Origin of the sequence: Flavobacterium sp., from assembly GCF_043760115.1 — a bacterium.
Taxonomy (GTDB): domain Bacteria; phylum Bacteroidota; class Bacteroidia; order Flavobacteriales; family Flavobacteriaceae; genus Flavobacterium.
Genome location: NZ_JAYUPK010000012.1, coordinates 1 through 18,800 on the forward strand (window position 1 = coordinate 1; position 18,800 = coordinate 18,800).

Annotated in this window: 14 protein-coding genes; 7 read left to right on the top strand and 7 right to left on the bottom strand. The window is 28.1% G+C overall.

All coding sequences use genetic code 11. The features are described 5' to 3' along the window. The first annotated feature begins 468 nt into the window (after nucleotides 1-468). From ACH2BC_RS00780 to ACH2BC_RS00795, 4 genes are all read left to right on the top strand, one after another. Nucleotides 469-1,509: a hypothetical protein gene (locus ACH2BC_RS00780; RefSeq protein ID WP_395052026.1), complete on the top strand. Its 1,041-nt coding sequence runs from the start codon at nucleotides 469-471 to the stop codon at nucleotides 1,507-1,509. A 10-nt stretch (nucleotides 1,510-1,519) separates the two neighbouring features. Beyond that, nucleotides 1,520-2,098, top strand: coding sequence for a hypothetical protein (locus ACH2BC_RS00785; protein WP_395052028.1), 579 nt, complete (start codon nucleotides 1,520-1,522; stop codon nucleotides 2,096-2,098). Between the two features lie 136 nt (nucleotides 2,099-2,234). Then, nucleotides 2,235-2,864, top strand: a complete 630-nt coding sequence (locus ACH2BC_RS00790; protein WP_395052029.1) for a hypothetical protein — start codon at nucleotides 2,235-2,237, stop codon at nucleotides 2,862-2,864. 81 nt (nucleotides 2,865-2,945) lie between these two features. After that, nucleotides 2,946-3,890: a tRNA-dihydrouridine synthase family protein gene (locus tag ACH2BC_RS00795; protein ID WP_395052030.1), complete on the top strand. Its 945-nt coding sequence runs from the start codon at nucleotides 2,946-2,948 to the stop codon at nucleotides 3,888-3,890. Nucleotides 3,891-4,098: 208 nt separating this feature from the next. Here ACH2BC_RS00795 and ACH2BC_RS00800 read toward each other — a convergent pair whose 3' ends face one another. Further along, nucleotides 4,099-6,483: a hypothetical protein gene (locus ACH2BC_RS00800; RefSeq protein ID WP_395052032.1), complete on the bottom strand. Its 2,385-nt coding sequence runs from the start codon at nucleotides 6,481-6,483 to the stop codon at nucleotides 4,099-4,101. A 200-nt stretch (nucleotides 6,484-6,683) separates the two neighbouring features. On the opposite strand from ACH2BC_RS00800, the gene ACH2BC_RS00805 reads away from it, so the two are divergent. Next, nucleotides 6,684-6,986 carry a hypothetical protein gene (locus ACH2BC_RS00805; RefSeq protein WP_395052034.1) on the top strand — a complete coding sequence of 101 codons (303 nt, stop codon included), beginning with the start codon at nucleotides 6,684-6,686 and terminating at the stop codon, nucleotides 6,984-6,986. A gap of 39 nt (nucleotides 6,987-7,025) precedes the next feature. Here ACH2BC_RS00805 and ACH2BC_RS00810 read toward each other — a convergent pair whose 3' ends face one another. The 3 genes from ACH2BC_RS00810 to ACH2BC_RS00820 all read right to left on the bottom strand — a co-directional run bounded on the left by ACH2BC_RS00810 (nucleotide 7,026) and on the right by ACH2BC_RS00820 (nucleotide 11,606). Then, on the bottom strand, nucleotides 7,026-9,722 hold the full coding sequence (locus ACH2BC_RS00810; protein ID WP_395052035.1) for a carboxypeptidase-like regulatory domain-containing protein: 2,697 nt from the start codon (nucleotides 9,720-9,722) through the stop codon (nucleotides 7,026-7,028). Between the two features lie 77 nt (nucleotides 9,723-9,799). Next, entirely contained in the window at nucleotides 9,800-10,696 is an 897-nt protein-coding gene (locus ACH2BC_RS00815) for a GLPGLI family protein (protein WP_395052036.1), read from the bottom strand. Nucleotides 10,697-10,784: 88 nt separating this feature from the next. Beyond that, nucleotides 10,785-11,606, bottom strand: coding sequence for a GLPGLI family protein (locus ACH2BC_RS00820; protein WP_395052037.1), 822 nt, complete (start codon nucleotides 11,604-11,606; stop codon nucleotides 10,785-10,787). Nucleotides 11,607-11,647: 41 nt separating this feature from the next. Between ACH2BC_RS00820 and ACH2BC_RS00825 the strand changes: the two genes are divergently transcribed. Both ACH2BC_RS00825 and ACH2BC_RS00830 read left to right on the top strand, forming a co-directional pair. After that, complete coding sequence (locus ACH2BC_RS00825; protein WP_395052039.1) at nucleotides 11,648-12,439, top strand: hypothetical protein; 792 nt, start codon at nucleotides 11,648-11,650, stop codon at nucleotides 12,437-12,439. After that, complete coding sequence (locus ACH2BC_RS00830; RefSeq protein ID WP_395052040.1) at nucleotides 12,439-13,053, top strand: deoxynucleoside kinase; 615 nt, start codon at nucleotides 12,439-12,441, stop codon at nucleotides 13,051-13,053. Before ACH2BC_RS00825 ends, ACH2BC_RS00830 begins: the two co-directional genes overlap by 1 nt. A 77-nt stretch (nucleotides 13,054-13,130) precedes the next feature. Here the strand turns inward: ACH2BC_RS00830 and ACH2BC_RS00835 are convergent, their stop codons facing one another. Genes ACH2BC_RS00835 through ACH2BC_RS00845 form a run of 3 tightly spaced genes read right to left on the bottom strand, consistent with a single transcriptional unit; the run spans nucleotide 13,131 to nucleotide 18,790 of the window. Continuing rightward, nucleotides 13,131-15,998, bottom strand: a complete 2,868-nt coding sequence (locus tag ACH2BC_RS00835) for an alpha-amylase family glycosyl hydrolase (protein WP_395052041.1) — start codon at nucleotides 15,996-15,998, stop codon at nucleotides 13,131-13,133. A 60-nt stretch (nucleotides 15,999-16,058) separates the two neighbouring features. Continuing rightward, complete coding sequence (locus tag ACH2BC_RS00840) at nucleotides 16,059-17,162, bottom strand: SusE domain-containing protein (RefSeq protein ID WP_395052042.1); 1,104 nt, start codon at nucleotides 17,160-17,162, stop codon at nucleotides 16,059-16,061. Nucleotides 17,163-17,188: 26 nt separating this feature from the next. Further along, nucleotides 17,189-18,790, bottom strand: a complete 1,602-nt coding sequence (locus ACH2BC_RS00845; RefSeq protein WP_395052043.1) for a RagB/SusD family nutrient uptake outer membrane protein — start codon at nucleotides 18,788-18,790, stop codon at nucleotides 17,189-17,191. Between the last annotated feature and the right edge of the window lie 10 nt (nucleotides 18,791-18,800).

An 18,800-nucleotide genomic window follows, 5' to 3' on the forward strand; every position in this document is an offset into this window, starting at 1 on the left:
CTATACTATTAACCACTAAACCAATTAGCTTATGAAACACTTTATTAAAATGGCATTCTATTTGTTATCAATTATTAGTATATTTGGAATAAGTAGTTGCGAAAGAGAATTGTATGATTTAGAACCTAACAATGAAAAAAAGGTACTATTAATTATTTAACAATTAATGAAGCACAATTTTTAATCCCAAGTATTATAAATTATAACGAAGATTACAAGTTTTTAAAAGAAAAAAAAACATTACAATATGCAGCTCCAACATTAAATCTTAATTTAGATTTAGAACGTATTTTAGAATATGTTAAAGAAAATGGCGAGAAAAGCTACAGTATAATAATTAAAAAAGATTTTTTAGAAAATGAAGATAAATATTTTACTAATCTACATATAGTTAAAAAAGACCTTGAGTACAAACCTTTAATTATAAAGTATAATTCTGTCGATGATAATAAATTAAATCCTGTGGAATTGTTTACAGGAAAAATAGAATTGTTTGATATTAATAATATATTAACTGAACATGCAAATTATTTAAATGGTATAGAAATTTCAAAAAAAATAGTTCTTGGTCCTTGGCACATTTGGTTCCATAATGGAACTGTTGATGTAAATTATGTAGAATCTGACGAAGAAAGTAGTGGAGAAGGATCAAGCGGTAGTGATAATAGTGATTCTAGCGAAACTGGGAATGATGGCAACAACAATAGTAATGGTAATACTGGATCTGGAAATGGCAGTGTTGTTATACCAAACGTTCCTTGTGTCAATTGCCCAGCACAAGGTTCAAATGCAAATGAAATTCCTTGTGAAAGTTTAACAAATAAATCTAATGAAACAGTCTTTAGACAAAAATTTAAAGATTTAAATGGTAGTTCAAGATTTAATGCTAATGGAGAAACTGCATATTTCGAAACAAGAGACATCAATAATAACCCTAAATATACATTTAAAAGCGCATATGATGGAACACATCAAATTACTATTAGTAACGGTACAATATCTTTTATGCACGTTCATAATAATACCAATGAGGATGAAACGGAAGAAGGAATTAGGTATAATATTCCAGTAAAAATGATTTCTCCTGCGGATATAAATACTTTTATTTCAACTTGTCAAAACAATGCAAATAATGCTGGAGTTGATAATACTGATACTTATGGGATAATGATTTCCAGTGAAGGAATTTTTGCAATTAAAATGTTAGAAAATGATACATTTAATCCAGAAATTGATAACGTAAATTTAATGAATATTAAATATTCAAAAAAAGCAAAAGAAATTTTCAATGCAAATCCTAGTGGAAGTACAGTAGATAAATCTTTAAGAAAAGAAAAATTACAAAAATTGCTATTATCGTTAATGAAAGAATTTGGAGTTGAAAATAAAGTTGGTTTATTTGAGGGTGAAGTTACTTCACCTGAACCAGGCCAACCTAATTTACCGGTAATAAATTGGACTAGAAAAACTTTAAATAATAATGGAGAGCTACTTGAAAATCCATGCTAAAATATAAATTATGAAAAATATTTTAAAAATAATGATATTTCTCCATACCATAATTTTGTGTGGTCAAGAAGGTGTTGAAGTACCACTAAATTCTTTATCGTTTGAACACCCAAATGGAACATACATAAAAGATTTTAATGATGTTTTTCAACCCTACATTGGAACATGGAAAGGTGAAAAATATGGTAAAGAATTAATATTGGAATTTGTGAAATTTACAAAACAAACTATAACAGCTCCAAATGGTGATTATTATTATGAAGATGAATTAATGATTAAATATCAATTAAAAGAAATTTCTTCTGGTGCTATTTTATCATCAACAATAAATGCTTTAAATTATGAAGATTATAGAATTATAAGCTTAGGTTATCCAACTAATGGTAAATTCGATTTTTTATTTACAGATACTATTTGTAGCAATACATTTGATATAATAATTGAAAATATTCCTAATGTTACAAACCAATTAAAATATGTAGCGATTTATAGCGATTTTTGGGACTCTCCTAATTGTACTTACACAAATAGAGAAGATATTCCTATACCAATTCCGTTTAAAATTAATATGATACTTACAAAGCAGTAGTTTTTTTAAAAAAAGTGTTAATTTTATTAACACTTTTTTATTTATTTTTTAATGGAATATTACTTATTTGGCAAGTGTAAAATAGAGGAATAAATAATAATTAAAATTCACAAAAACTAACAATGAAAATTATATTATGAGAATAGTTTTAAAAAAATTTAAATATAACTATTTGATCCTTATTTTATTGAGTATAACTTCAATATATTGTCAAGAAAAATTAACAAATAGAGTTCAAGATTCAATAGTTTTTGATAGTTTAGTACATAAAAGAATTTATAAAATTGATTTGGCTAATTCAGAACTTTCAATTGAATTATTAGAAACTTTGAATGATGAATATTATGGTTTTTTTTCTATTACTTTATATAAAGAAATAAATGATTCAAGTGAGTTATTTGTTGGAAGAATTGAAATTGAAAATTTAATCGTTAAAGATTTAATGAATCAATTTGAGAAAAAACAAATTAAAAATATTTTAGACAGTAATGATTTAAATAATTGTATTCGATTTTTAGATACAGATTATACAAATTTTAAAATATATTTGAAAAATCTTAAAAGAAGTTATAGTTTTGAGGTATTAACACCATATGATAAAATGCCTCATATACCAAAAAACAGAAAACAAGCATTAAAAATTCTTAAATTATTAAATGACAAAATTAATTTTAAAAAGAAATATAGAGAATTTTTAAAAAAATTACCAAAAGGCACATATATTAATTTTAGAGGATATACAATTGGAAGATTTACAATAAATTAATTTAAAGCAGAAAACCCAACGCAAACTATTGCTGATTTGAAGAAAATGACTTCTTTGATTAGTTTATAAAGAATGAATTTAATGAATCCAATTTTATTATCATCACCTTTACAAGGTTTTACAGACTTTAGATTTAGAAATGCACAAAATAAATTTTTTGGTGGAATTGACACTTTTTACTCACCATACATTCGTTTAAACGGAAAATTGATAGTAAAATCTTCGTATGAAAGAGATTTATTACCCGAAAACAATTCGAGTTTAGAATGTATTCCTCAAATAATTACAAACGATGCAGATGAATTTTTGTTTGTTGCAAAATATGTTCAAGAACTTGGTTATAAAGAATTAAACTGGAATTTAGGTTGCCCTTATCCAATGGTCACAAAATGCGGTATGGGTTCAGGATTGATTAGCAATACCGAAAAAATTAAAAGTATTCTTGATAAAGTTCATTCTCAATCTAATATAATTGTTTCTATGAAAATGAGACTAGGTTATGATATCAATACCGAAATTCTTGATGTCTTACCCATTTTAGATACTTTTCCTATCAAAAATATTGCTATCCATGCACGCATAGGCAAACAACTTTATAAAGGAGGTGTTCATCTTGAAGCATTTCAGAAATGTATAGATATTGCCAAACATAAATTGTATTATAATGGCGACATCACTACTGTTAAAAAATTTAAAGAAATGCAAAAACTTTTTCCAACAATAAATCACTGGATGATAGGAAGAGGTTTAATAAGCGATCCATTTTTACCAAGTATGATTAAAAATAATACTACCGAATATCCAAAAAATAAGATGGAATTATTTAGTAATTTTCATGATACTTTGTATGAAGGTTACAGTCAATCATTAAGTGGTGCTACGCATATTTTACTGAAAATGCATCATCTATGGGAGTATTTTTCAACAACTTTTGAAAATCCACATAAGGTGCAAAAAAATATTAAAAAGTCAAAAAGCATTAAAAATTATGAGCAAACCGTGAAAGCTATTTTTAATGCTGGATAAACAAAAATTAAATGTTTGAAAATTACTTTTATAAATCTAAATTCAAAAATGAGTAAAATAGAATAAAAATTCTGAGAACTTTAATTACAATCATTAGAAATTTGGATTAAAATTTACAAAATATTATTTTAAGTAAAATCAAATCAATACCGATTTTAAAAATTAAATTGAAAAAAATCCTGAAATTAAAATTTCAGGATTTTTAGTTTTAATACGTTCCGTTTTTCATTTTTTCTAGAACAACCTTGTATTCTTCTCGTTGTATATAATCATCATCGCTTAAAACATCTATGGCTTTTTGCTCAGTGATAATGGCTTTTTCTTTTTGTCCATCTTTATAATACAATTGTGCTAAAGTATCTAAATAATATCGATCGTCTTTTTGAATTTTTAAACTGGTTTCGCTCCACACAATTGCTTTTTTAATTAAACTGGCATCTTTTACTTTTTCTACCACAAACCAAGAAGCTTCATTGGCTTGGTTGGCAAAATCATATTTGTATTCTACCCAATTAGCACTATATTCTTCTTCTTGTTTTATTGCAAATGAAGCATCAAGTTGTTCAATAATATTAGAATTATCTTTAATTACTGTAGTGTAATAATTTTCGTAAGCTGTTAAATATTCTGTTTGAAAATCATTTTCTTTTAAAGCATTCATATAACTTGATGCAACCGAAGAATCATTTTTGCTAGTTGCAACAAATGTTTTAAATCTAGCCATAGCTTTGGTTAAATCATCTTTAGACTTACAATTTTCTTTTGCAACACTTTGATTTAAAAAGCTTGAGATATTATTTTTTAAATCATAAGTAATATAGTAATCGCCATCGTAAGTTGCCTCTTCGTTGGTGTTGTTAAAATTTGAAATTGTATCATAATGTTTTAAAATATAATCCATTTCTAATTGATTAATTTTAGAATTTATTACCTGATTTTTACTATATAAAATTTTATTAAATCCTTTATTACTCAACTCTTTTAAAATTGTTATGGCTAATTTTTTATTTACATTTTTGTCTTTATTAAAAGTTTCTAAAAGTTTTATCCATTTTTCATTAACTACATTTTCTTTAGTTTTAAACTTATATTTATTTTCTTTTATTTTCAACATACTATAATCATAATCGTAAGCTGAATCTATAACTGCGGTTGAATCTACTGCATAATCTTGAACAATCTCTACCGATTTTACTTCTTCAACTACTAGAACTTCTTTTATTTGCTCTTTTACTACAACTGGCGGAACAAATTTTTGTATATCAATTATTGTAGGTGGAGTTTCTTCTGAATCATAATTATAAGGAACTTCTTGTTTGCTAATTTCATAAAGTACGTTCAATGTTTCTTGAAAGGTATTTTTTTTAATAGAAAATACTGCATCAAACTTGGCATTGGCATCTAAAACTTTTAACTCTGTATTTATAGTATTGGTATTGTAATAAGAAAAAGAATCATCTGTAATTTGGCTTTTACTATGGTATAATTTTACTCCATCAGTATTGAAATAAGTAATTGATGGATTGTCTGTAATTCCGAATTTTTTTAACTCAGCTTTGTCTTTAGCATTTGCCAAATAAAAATCAAAATGATCGTATTGTGGATCATAACCTTCATACATAGAATAGCCAAGATTTTCTTGATAAGATTCTATAAAATCTTTAAATTGTTGTTCAATATTTTTATTGTTGGTATCGTTTATAATTACTAAAAATCTAGATTTATCTTTACTGTTTTTTGTTGCATTAAATGCTTCTTTTACTGATTTTTCTATTTTTAATTTAAAAGAATATGCTGGTGCTGATGGTTCAACAGAATCGACATAAGTTGCAGCAGAATCTACTGTTTGGTTGTAATAATCTTCATTTATTTTTTTTCCATCATAGGTGAATTTTTTTACAGAACTTATCTCTGATGGATTTATAAATTTAGATTTTTCTTCTTCATTGTTTTTTAAAGCAAAATTTAAAATGTTTTTTCTTCCTGCTCCAACTGATAATACTTTGGTTTTTTCATCATAATATCCGTTTAAATTCATTGAACTGTTTTTACTCCTGCTGTAACTTACAGTTATTTGAGAAACATCTTTAGGTAAAATAAATTTCTCAATTATACTTTCTGAATAATACGATTCTTTTACAAAATATAAGGCATAACAATGATCAATTTCTTTTTCATAGTTAATTTCTTCGTTGTAATCCATTGCATTAAAATTGGAAAATTCTTGTGCAGTTTTGTAGATTATTTCTGATGATGCAGTTTCTTGAACTCCAATATATTTATCGTCTCCATAATTAAGAAATAAACCATCAAATTTTAAAAGTATTTTTTTAGAATTGGGTTTGTCAAAACCAAATTCTAATTTAAAAACTGGTTCATTATCTTGATCCGATTTAAAATAAATAGAATTATTTTTTTGTTCATACACACCTGACAAAACAGAAACCGAGTAGCGTTTATTATCTAATAAAATAATATTTACAGATTCTGTTTCAGATTTTAGTGTTTTATATTCTCCTGATGGAATTGTTTTTTCTTGAGAAAAGGATACAGAAAACACAAAAAATGTAATGAAATAAAGTAGTTTTTTCATTTTAAAATTGGATTTATTTAGTATATAAATGTAGTAAATTACATAATACATAACGTTGCTAAAAGAATTTTATTATTAACACTTTTTTAAATTGAAATTTTCCGAATTTAACTATCAGTAATAATTTATTAAAATTTTAAATAAGTGTAAATTGTACATATTTTTTAATAACTTTACATAATTAATCTAAATTTAAAAACATGAAAAAATATTTTATTTTACTAGTTGGTTTACTTGCATATAATTCATTTGCATCAGATCTTATATTCAAAAAAGAAATAATTTTAAATCAAAATATTAATTTACAAACTTACTCAGTAAAAAAAATACATTGTGATGAAGCTTTTGCTTTTCAGGTAGAAATAGCAACAGATATATTGATGTATAATCTTGATAATCCACCGAGTAGTGCTAATTCTTGGTATTATAATACCGTATGGGCAAACTATAATACATTAATTAGTAATGCGTCAGCGACAAAGAAAATTTGTAATGGATTATAAATTTTCTTTTTCAATTACCTTACAATAAGTTAAAATTATTTACAAATTATATTTTAAAGAAAGTATAATATATCGAGGTTGCACAACATATTGTGAAGTTCTTGTAAAAAATTGATTAAAACTATCGTCGTTTAAAGATGTTGTATTTAGCAAGTTGGTTGCGCTAATTTTATATTCCCATTTGGCATCTTTTTTTTGATAAATTAAGCTTGCCGATAGAAAATCATACTCGTTATCGACCGTTTTATCTTTACTGTAATAGTGATAAAATTCGTATTCACTTTCAAACGAAAAACTCTTTAAAAAATAATAATCCAATCGTGCAAATGGTCTTTGAGTAAAGAATTTAGAAACTACATTATTATTGTTGTATTCGTTAATAATATAGTTGAAACCAAGCTCTAAATTGGGCATATTTTTATAATTGGTAGATGCTTTAATCGAATAACTCTGAGAAAAACTTTTTGATGTATTTAGCAAAGTGTTTTGAATATTGTTGAATTTATTCCAGTTTAAAGTGATGCCAGCATTTGCTTTGTAATTCTTTAAAAACGAACGACCATAATTACTTATTCCTGATAAAATTTCGTCTACAAAATTAGAATTGAAAGGTGTTGAAGTTTGATTAAAATCGGCAAAATTGGCATTAGTTTTTATAGCATCAATGCGACGAGAATAATTAATTACAGCAAAAATATTCTCAAAGTTAAACATGTTATATTTAATGTATTTTAAAGAATGGTTTGCGAATGTAGCGTTTTCTAAGTTAGGATTTCCTCTAAATAAACTTGTAAAACTTGAAAAAATAGTGCCTTGTGCTAGTTGATTTATATCGGTAAAATCGTTGGTGTAAGTAAAATTATAAGTTAGTGTTTCTGCTTTTTTCATTTGATATAAAACATAAAAATCTGGCAGAATTCTAGTGAAATTTTGCTTAAAACTAGAACCCAACTGACTATTATTCAATGCGTAATTATGAAAAGTTACACCTGGTGTAAACGTGAATTTTTTATATAAAAACTTGTAATGTAATCCTAAAAACACATCGTTAAAACTGTAATTTACCTTATTTGTGTTACTCAAATCTGAAAGATTATTTTGATTGGAATTGTCTAATGTTTGAAAAATTGAAGAATTAAAGTTTTGATATGAAAAGGTGTTTCCAAGTGTTATGTTGATATTGCTTTTGGGCGTAACCATATAATAATAATCTAGTTTAGAATCTAGTTTATTGGTTTTTATAAATCGGTTTTGGGTCAGAATATTTCTGTTTTGACCAGTTTGATATCCTATTAAATTAAAAGGTTGTGATTGTAAATTGGCATTATAAAACGGATCTTCGTCTTGATATAAATGTTGCATTTCTAGAGCAAAAACATTTTTTTCTGATTGTGTATAATATAAACTTACGTTTTGATTTACAGAAAGTGGATTTTGCTTTTTTTCTGTAAAAATTGATTCTGAATTTGTGCCAAAATTTGTAATTATATCACGATTTAAATTTGTGTTTTCATCTTGATTAGAAATTTTTGTTAGCACATCGTAATCAAATTGTAATTTAGAATTGGGTTTATAAGTAGAACTCAATTTAAACAATCCTAGGTTGTTTTGCTGTAATGAAACTTCGTCTGTATTTTGCTGAACACCACTTTGTAGAATTCTAGATTTAGAGGTTGTTTCAAGCTCAGTTTTAGATCCAGAAAGTATGCCGAAACCTGTTATACTCCATTTTTTATTTACGTTGTAAGCGAAGTTTGTGGCTCCAAATTGGGTTTCAATATCCTTAGCACGATTATTTCTAAGCAATGAAATTCCTAAATCATTATTAGAAACATTAAAGTTGCTTCCTCCTTTTTTCATCATGCTTTTAAAACCGCCAGTGAATTTAAAATAGTCTTGAATTGTTAATGGTAATTCGCCAATATTATTGAAATTGGTAATTAAATTTAAGCTGTATTTTGGGCTGTAATAAAATAATTTAGGATTTATAATATATCTAGAATCGGTATGACCTACTCCAATTCCGGCGGTCATGTCTCCAAACCAAAAATTCTTTTTCCCAGATTTTAATTTGATATTCATTGCCACACTTTCTTCGTTATTTTCTAAACCTTTGAGTGCTCCAACTTCGTTATAATTTCTTAGAACTTGTATTTTATCGATTGCATCTGCAGGAATATTTTTAACCCCAAGTTTTGTATCACCATCAAAAAAATCTTTTCCTTCTACCATTAATTTTGACACTTTTTTTCCTTCTACCTCAATTTCTCCATCGGCATTTACTTGAACTCCTGGTAGTTTTTTTAAGACATCTTCTAGTTTACGTTCAGTTCCTGTTTTAAAACTATCGGCATTATAAACTATTGTATCACCTTTTATTGAAACTGGCATTTCTCTAACAATTTCTACTCCATCAAGCTCAATTCCGCCAGCTTCCATTGTAATGTTTTGAGTGATATTTTCGTTTGTTGTAGTAATTGTAATTTCTTTATTACTCATTCCGATGTAACTTAACTTAATTGTATAAGTTGAATTGGCTTTTAAATTTAGTTGAAATTTTCCTTTATCGTTAGTAATTGCATACGCATCCATTCCTTTGGTAGCTTGGTTTACAGCCATTACATTAGCCATTTCTAAAGGAGCTTTTCCTGCTTCAAGAATTATTCCTTCAAAGCGAATGTTTTGTGAAAAAGAAAATGTTGTGAGTAGTAAAAATAGGAGAGTAAATTTATTCATTGTTGTAAGTATTTCTGTAAAAAAATAAGAATCTACAATTGCTTGAGATTCTTATTTTATATTTTTTTAATATTTAATTATCTACCAAAACGCATTCCACCATTTCCACCTTGACCTTGATTCATTTCTTGCATTTCTTTTACTTTTTTAACAACAGTTTCGTCATAGTCTTTTTGAGATATTTCTTTTCCGTTGGTTGGAGGTTTTATTTCTGCCTTTTCTTTGGTATTCATAACCACTTTAGAACATAAAATTATGGTTTTACCATCGTTTACTTCTAGAATTAATCCTGGCAAACCCCAATACGTTTCTGGACCTTGATTTACAGGAATTTCTGGTGTGTACCAAGCAGTAATTGTAATTTCTTTAGGCATATCCATACCTTCCATAAAGTTAGTTTTCTTATCTTTATCTTCAATTTTGGTATCAGTTGCTGGTTTTTTATCGTCATCTTTAGGACGTAAATTTCTAAAATCAGATTTACTTGCTTCTTTAATTGCTGTTGCTTTGTAACAAGTATATCCGCCAATAACTCTTGTTTCACTTTCCATTTTCCATTTTAAACTTGGTAACGAATCTTTTACAAGAAATTCTTTTCCCATAAATTCTTTATTTACTGTGTAATTTTTTTCTTTTACATTTTTGTAAAAAGTGCCACCACCACCAGTCATAGAGCTCATCATCATTCGCATTCCGCCACCACTTTGAGCTGTTGGATCAAGTTTTTCTTCTTCTTTATATATTGATGCCGATTTATCAAAATTTAAAATAAAAGTTTTTTCAAACAATTTTTTCATTCGTTCTTCAATCATAGTGCGCATTTCTGGCGTAATGTCTTTGTTTCCCTCAAAACGTTTAGAAAATTCGACAGTGCTAGTTTTAGATTCGTAAACTGCCATGCCTTGAAAATCTTTTTGTGCGAAGGTGTTTAAAAATGCAAATACAAAAGCGAAAATCAAATATATTTTTTTCATCAGATTATAATTTTTAAATATCAATAGCAAATATGACGATTGAAAATGGGTTTTGTTACTAATGATTTGTTAAAAATTAAATCTAAGATTATTGTTTAGTAAAATCTACATTTTCTAATTCTTTATTTTTCTTTTCTATTAGTTTAGCAAATTGAGTTTTTGTAATTATTTTGGCTTTTTTTGGAAGTTTGGTAGTTGAGTTTTCTTTAGAATTTAAAACCACTTTAGAACATAAAATTACAGTTTTATCATCACTCAATTCTAATATTAATCCAGGTAAACCCCAAAATTTTTCTGGACCTTGATTTATAGGGATTTCTGTGGTGTACCAAGCTGTAACAAGTTTTGGCTTTGGTTCTTTTAGTTCAAATAATTGTGTCGATGCTTTTTCCTGTTCTGCTTTTTCAATTTCATAATCTATTTGTTCTTGTTTAGAAACTGGTAAAAGGACAGTTGCTTTATAACATAAATAAGCACCAATTTTTTTAGTTTCACTTTCAAGTTTCCAATCTAGTTTTACTAAAGAATCTTTAACATAAAAATCTTTTCCCATTAAATCTTGTTGTACTATGTATGTTTTTGTTTTAAGATTTTTAAAATAGGCAACTTCTATTCCGTCTGGTGACCAGCTTTGGTTTGATTCATTAGAATTTAAATCTAATTTAGTATCTTCTTTATAAACGGAATTATAATTATCAAATTGAAGTATAAAAGTTTTGTTAAACATTTTATTCATTTTATCCTCAATAAATTTTCTCATTGTTGGATCCATTTTTGGATCACTTAATGCCAGTTTTTTAAAATCGTCAGAATTTTTTTTGGATTCGTAAGTAATAATTCCGTTGTAAGATTTCTGACAAAAAGAAGAAATTGAAAAAAATAAAAATAAAGAAAGTAAAATTTTAAACATAGTGATTGTATTTTGATATGAAATTGTAATTTAGCAAAACGATGAAGCACCTATTTTATTACATAGTATTTTTAAGTTTTAGCATTTGTCAAAGTCAAAATTCTAAAATAAAAGTTACAAAACTAGATTCTATTGCCTTTGATGCTGATAGTTTTGTTGGTTTAGATGGCTTTAGAAATTGTTACTATATAAAAGATAATGTATTTTTTAAAAAAGCAGATACTTTATCATTACAATATCAAAATCTTGCTTTAGGAAAATTAACTAAAGTTGACAGTACCAATCCGTTAAAAATTATTTTATTTTATGAAGAATTTAATTCGGTTGTAGTTTTAGATAATCAGTTAAATGAAATTCAAAAAATAGAATTTTCTAAATTGGAAACTCCAATTGTTGCCTCTGCAATTGGAATTTCTGCACAAAATCAGCTTTGGGTTTACAATAGTTTAAATCAACAAATTGGCTTGTATGATTTGAATTCAAATACTTATAAAAATCTTGGAGTTCCTATTAAAGAAACGTTTAGTTACTATCAAACCGATTTTAATTATTTTCATTGGATAGATAGTAAAAATCAATGGTTAACAGCAACAATTTTTGGCAGAATTATTAATAATGGTTTGATAGAAATAAAAGAAAATTTACAATTTTTAGATTTAAGTGAAGTGTTGTTTTTAAAGGACAAAAAGCTTTTTATCAGAGATAGAAATGGTAATAAGTTATATGAAATTGAAATTGTTGAGAAATCTATTAAGAATTTTTATTACAAAGACCAAATTTTATCTATTTTTACCGACCACGGAATTACAAATTATAAAATCATACTACCATAATGCACATAGCAGTAGCAGGAAATATAGGAGCAGGAAAAACAACATTGACACAGTTTTTAGCAAAACATTTTAAATGGGAACCACATTACGAAGACGTAGTTGATAATCCTTATCTTGATGATTTTTACCATCAAATGGAACGTTGGTCGTTTAATTTACAAATATATTTCTTAAACAGTCGTTTTAGACAAGTGTTGCAAATTCGCGAAAGTGGAAAAAAAATTATTCAAGACAGAACGATTTATGAAGATGCTCATATTTTTGCTCCCAATCTTCATGCTATGGGATTGATGACCAATCGTGATTTTCAAAATTATTCATCGCTTTTTGAATTGATGGAAAGCTTGGTTGAACCACCAGATTTACTAATTTATTTACGTAGTTCTATACCTAATCTTGTGGGTCAAATTCACAAACGTGGTCGCGATTATGAAAATACAATTTCAATAGATTATCTAAGCCGATTGAACGAACGTTACGAAGCTTGGATTACTGGTTACAATAAAGGCAAACTTTTAATTATTGATGTGGATAATGTAGATTTTGTAAACAATCCAGAAGATTTAGGAATGATTATAAACCGCATTGATGCTGAAATTAATGGTTTGTTTTAATAATTGAAATAAAAAAAGACCTTTCAAAAATTTGAAAAGGTCCTTTAAAAATCTAAATATTTAACTACTCAAAAAAATTATTGCTTAATTAATTTCAATGTTTTCTCTCGATTGTTTTCATCTGTAATTTTTACAAGATAAATTCCTTGATTTAAATCGGAAATTGAATATTGAAATTCTTCTGTTTGATTGTTGTATGTTTTAACCAATTGTCCTGTTAACGAAAAAATTTGAACTTTAGAAACATTTGTATTTAAAGTAAAATAAGTTGAAGCAGGATTTGGAGATAAATTTACAAAGTTAATTTTATTGAATTCTTCATTTGCCAAAGCAGGTTGATTTCCATAAATTCTAAATCCACCAGATTCAATTGGAATTTGTGTAGTAGTATTTGTAACAGTAATTGGAGTATTATCCATTAGGTTGTACCAAGTTCCTGCAAATGGAAAATCTGGTGTAACATTTTGTGATGCTACAGAGAAGTTTGCTAAAATAACTACACTATTTAATCCTGTTAAAGCGGTATCAAAAATATAAATTCTTTGACGAATGTTGTTTCCGTTTGGACTAATTGCGTAATTTCCACTAAAAACTGGATTGCTAGTTTTTAAGTTAATCATTTTAGCCCAATCAGTATAAATTTTTGCTCTTTGTGTTACTCCTTGCCAATTATTCGTCCATTGAGGTTGTGGTTTAGTGTCTAATTTACAATCTCCAGCAGTTACATCAGATTCAGTATTAACTGAACCATTGTTGCACGTATAAATTGAGTTATTCATTCCAAGTTCTGCAAAATGCCAAATCATTTTTGGTCCAGGAACTAAAATACTTGTTGCTCCAATTGCCGACATTCTGAATAGAGAATTATTCAAATTTCCAATTATTGGACTTGTTCCTCCACCATTTCCAAATGTTAACGCTGAATACATTAATCTATCTTTGTCATGGCTTTCTGGATAACCAATTAATCTTTTTCCTGTAAAACCTCTACTCACATGACCCATTCTTGTTAAATCTCCACCAGTTGCATAACCTTCCATTAATTGAGTATATGGATAAGTCATTTCACCCCACATCATAATACCTTTTCCTTCACCAATTCTATAATTTGCCCATTGTTGCTCTTCTCCATCTGAACCTAAATGTTCAAAAATCACATACTGATTATTGTCTAATGTCCAAGAATAATCTGCATATTCTTTAAGTACCGCAACTCTATCTGGTTGAGTAGCATTGGTACAAGCATCATCTCCAGATGAACAAGCTTGAGTAAAACCTTTGGTTAAATCCCAACGGAAACCATCAATTTTAAAATCTTGAATCCAATGATTTATAACTCTTTTTACATATGTTTTAGTTAATGTTGAAGTATGATTAAAATCGGCTCCAACACCATAACTGTGTTTAGCAAACTCATTAAAATATGGATTGTCAGATGCAGGATCGCCCCAACCGTCGCCATCAGAATCTTTCATCCACATTCTTACCATTGGATTTCTACCAAACGCGTGATTTAATGCTACGTCAAGAATTACTGCAATTCCGTTTTGATGACATAAATCAATAAATTCTTTAAATTTATTTTCTGTACCATAAAATTTATCTAAAGCGGTATGATATGCCGTATTGTAACCCCAAGATTCATTACCTTCAAATTCCATTATTGGCATTAATTGAATTGCATTTATTTTAAGATTTTTAAAATAATCTATTCTATCAATCAAACTTTGAAAATTTCTATTGGCATCAAAATCTCTAATTAATACTTCATAAACTACTAAATTATCTTTATTTGGTTTTACAAAATTTGTAGTTGCTGCACTCCAAGAATAAGCAGTTTGCCCAGTTTGTAGTAAAGTAACTTCTCTTTCTTGACCAACTGGATAAAGCGGTAAGTTAGGATATGTTGTTGCTGCAATGTATGGATCGTCAAAAGGTGACAAAACCAATGTAGAATATGGATCGGCAGTTTTTACTAATTGTGGAGAACCAGTATTAGGTGACTGATCTACAACCCAATATTGATAAGTATATTGTTGTAAAGATGTTAATCCAGATAATTCTAACCAAAATTTTCCTGTAGTTGCATCTTTTCTCATGGCATAAGAGGAATCTGGTTGCCAGTTATTAAAACTTCCTGCTACATAAATGAAATCTTTTCCTGGTGCATCTAAAACTAAAGTTGCTTTTGAAGCATCAGAACTATTATAATTTATTCCTTCTTTTAAATTGGCAGGTAACGCTTGAGAAATACTTCCGGGATTAATAATTACATTAAATTTTTTAATTTGTGTAATCGCACCTTGAGTAATTTCAAGTTGATAGGTTTGATTACTAGTAATATTCATGTGATTAAATGTAAAAGAAGTTACATTATTTGCAGTTGATAAACTAACATTATTAGCTTTTAAATTATAATTAGCCAAACCATTAGAATTAGTAGCAGTTATTGGTAAACTTCCTCCAGAGTTTAATATAGTTGTACTATTTACAGTGGGTGTTGATAATAAAGATTGAAAAGCTCCAACTTCTACTAATACGTCTTGAGATTTTTTATCTCCTGTTCCATCTTTAGCTTTAACTAAAAATCCGATTTTACCAATATTAGTTCTGTTGTAAAATGTTGTTGGAGTTAATGTATAGGTGTAAGTGTCGTTTCCAGAATTATAGGTAAATCTATTAACTTCATTAGAACTTGTCCAAGCTCCATTAGTTGGACTATCAATTATATTCGCGTCATTTATATCAAAAGACCAAGCCCAAAGATATAATGCATTTCCTGTTATTCCCCAAGAAGTTTCATTTACACTAGTACCATTTACTGTAATTGTAATTGCTTGATTTTCTTCAAATGGGGTTGGTGAAACTGAATAAGTTATTGTTTGAACTTGAGAAAATCCAAAAAAAGAAATAAAAAATGTTAAAATAAGTAGATTAATTTTCATAGCATTAAATTTAAAAAAGGGCTTTTTTTCAAAAGCCCTTTAGAATTTATTAAATATAAATTATTGTAATGTTGCAGTCCAAGAGTAATTTCTTGGATTACTTAAATTCAATTCTACTTTATAATTTCCAGCAGCTGGAACTGATAGATTATCTCCTCCAAAGTCCATTGAAGAATCTGTATCACCACCATCTTTACCTAAATTTAATGTCCAGTTATCGTTAGCTCTGAATTTAAATTCATTTCCACCAGCGGTCAAAGCTATTATAATTTCCCATTTTTTGGTAGTAGGATTGTAAGTCATATTTTGATCTTGACCTGGAGTTCCTCCTGGTCCAGCAGGCCAATTAAGTGGAGTTGCACTTCCTGTAATTGCCCAAGCTGAAGGTTGAATAGAATATGTTAATGTAGCAGTATTTGCTTTAACATAATAATAATTTGCTCCTGTACCTAGACAATTTGTTTCACCAGTTTGAACTAAACTTCCTGCAAAACTTCCGTCATCACCAAAATCTCCATCAAAACTAGTGTTTGTAGGTAAAAATTTATATTCGAAATTTGCTTGGTTCATATTTACGAAACCTTCATAATCTGTTGCACCAAATGCAGAAGCTGACAATGGAACTGCATTTCCTGGAGTCCAATTGTTTCCGTAACCACTTGCATTCAAGAAATCACCAACAACATAAACTTTAGGTAAATCTGTAGAGTAAGGTTTTACTAAGTATACAATAACATCTGATATTGCTTCTTGAGTTTCTGTTGAACCTACAGTTGATCTAATTCTTACATCTAATCCACCTTGTGTGAATGGTGTTAAACCTGCTTGCAAACATTTAGCATTAAGCTCTTCAGAAGTTACTGTAGCAAAAGTATTAGTTGTGGAAGTCAAAACTATTGGTGTATCAAAATTGTCTCCAGTTTTATCTATTTGCACTTTATAAGTAACTTCGGTTGGAGTTCCATAATCCATTGCTTTCCAAGTTAAAGAAAGTCCAGGGTTAGTTAATGTTGTTGGGCTTAACACAACACTTTCACCAGATTGAGGAGACAAAATAGCAAAAGAACCTGATGGTTGAGAAAATTTTAAATCTTGTTCGTCTGTACAAGATGTAATACTTGTAATTAAAGCTACTGCTAAAATTGATTTTATAATATTTTTCATTTTTTTAATAATTTAAATTATAGTTATTAGTAACCTGGGTTTTGAGTTAAATTTGGATTAGCAGCTAAAGAAGCAGCAGGAATTGGAAATAATTTTAGATTATTAGAAATTGCAATTCCGTTAGTTCCATTTCCTTTCCATGCCCAATTGTAGCTTCCTCCAGTGTATTTTCCAAAACGAATTAAGTCTTGTCTTCTGTGAGATTCCCAATGTAATTCTCTTGCTCTTTCATCTAAGATAAAATCCAAAGTTAAATCTGGTGAAGAAATATTTGCAATTGTAGAACCATTGTTAGCTCTTGCTCTTAAACTATTTACATAAGTTAAAGCTTGACCTGTTGTTGCTCCAGCACCACTTCTTAAAGCACATTCTGCATACATTAAGTACACATCAGCAAGTCTGAATAGTGGAAAATCAGTATCTACAAAAGTTGAATTTGGTCCAGCAACACCTGCAGCAGTTTTATTAGAAAATTTAGATAATATAAAACCTTGATCTCTATTGGCAATATCTAAAATATCAATATTTCTTGCTCCAGCAATTATTGTTTTTCTTGCATCAGAATTAAAAGCAGTTCCATCAAATTTTTGAACAAACTGTTTTCTTAATCTTAATGCTCCACCCCAACCGCCAGAACCTACTCCAATGGCTGCACCATTTTGCTCAATTGAACCAACAGACCCATTTATCATAACTGTAGTTGGACCATAGTTTTGAGTGAAATTACCATCTGCTTGAAGCGAGAAAATCATTTCTGGTGATAAGTGATTATCTGCTTTAAAATTATTTAAATAATTAGTATTTAAAGTATATCCACCAGCAATTATTGCATTACATTGTGTAACGCATTCAGTATATTTTGGAGTTCCAATGTAAACTTCTGCATTTAAATACATTTTAGCTAAAACCATTCTTGCCATTGCTTGATCTAAACGACCATATTCATTAGTTCTTGGAGCTTTTAAATCTGGAATCAATGCATTTAATTCTCCTTCAATAAAAGTGAACAATTGTTGTCTGTTATATTCTGGTCCAGCTGTATTAACAGGATCTGATTCTGTTAAAAATGGAGCTTTACCAAATAAATCCAATAAATTATAATATGACATTGCTCTCAATACTCTAACTTCTTTTCTGTAAAGTACAATTTCGTTTAATAAGGCAGGATCATTAACACCTCTTCCACTCAATTTTTCTGGAGTAGTTTGCTTTAAAAATTCATTTGAAAAAGCAACCTCAGCCATTACTCTACTAAACATACCTAGTAAAATTGGATTATCTGCATTCCAAATATTTCGTTGTAATTCTCTTGTACCTGGATCGTTTTCATAACTCCAAATAACTTCATCTGTAGTTAAGTCTTGAAGATACCACAAACATCTACCATATTGACTTGTTCCAGCATCAATACCTTCTAGAAAAGAAGAAGTTGGTCCATTGGCGCCTGTTAATGAAAGATTTCCATAAACACCACCCAAAGCTCTTTTATAAGCATCTGGTTGAGCAAAAAATGCTTCAGACAAAAATTCATCATCGTCTTTTGGGACAACATTTAAATCGTCTGTGCAAGAATTTAGCAACATAAGAATACCTAAAAGATAGACTAATTTAAAATTAATTTTTTTCATAGTTTTTTAT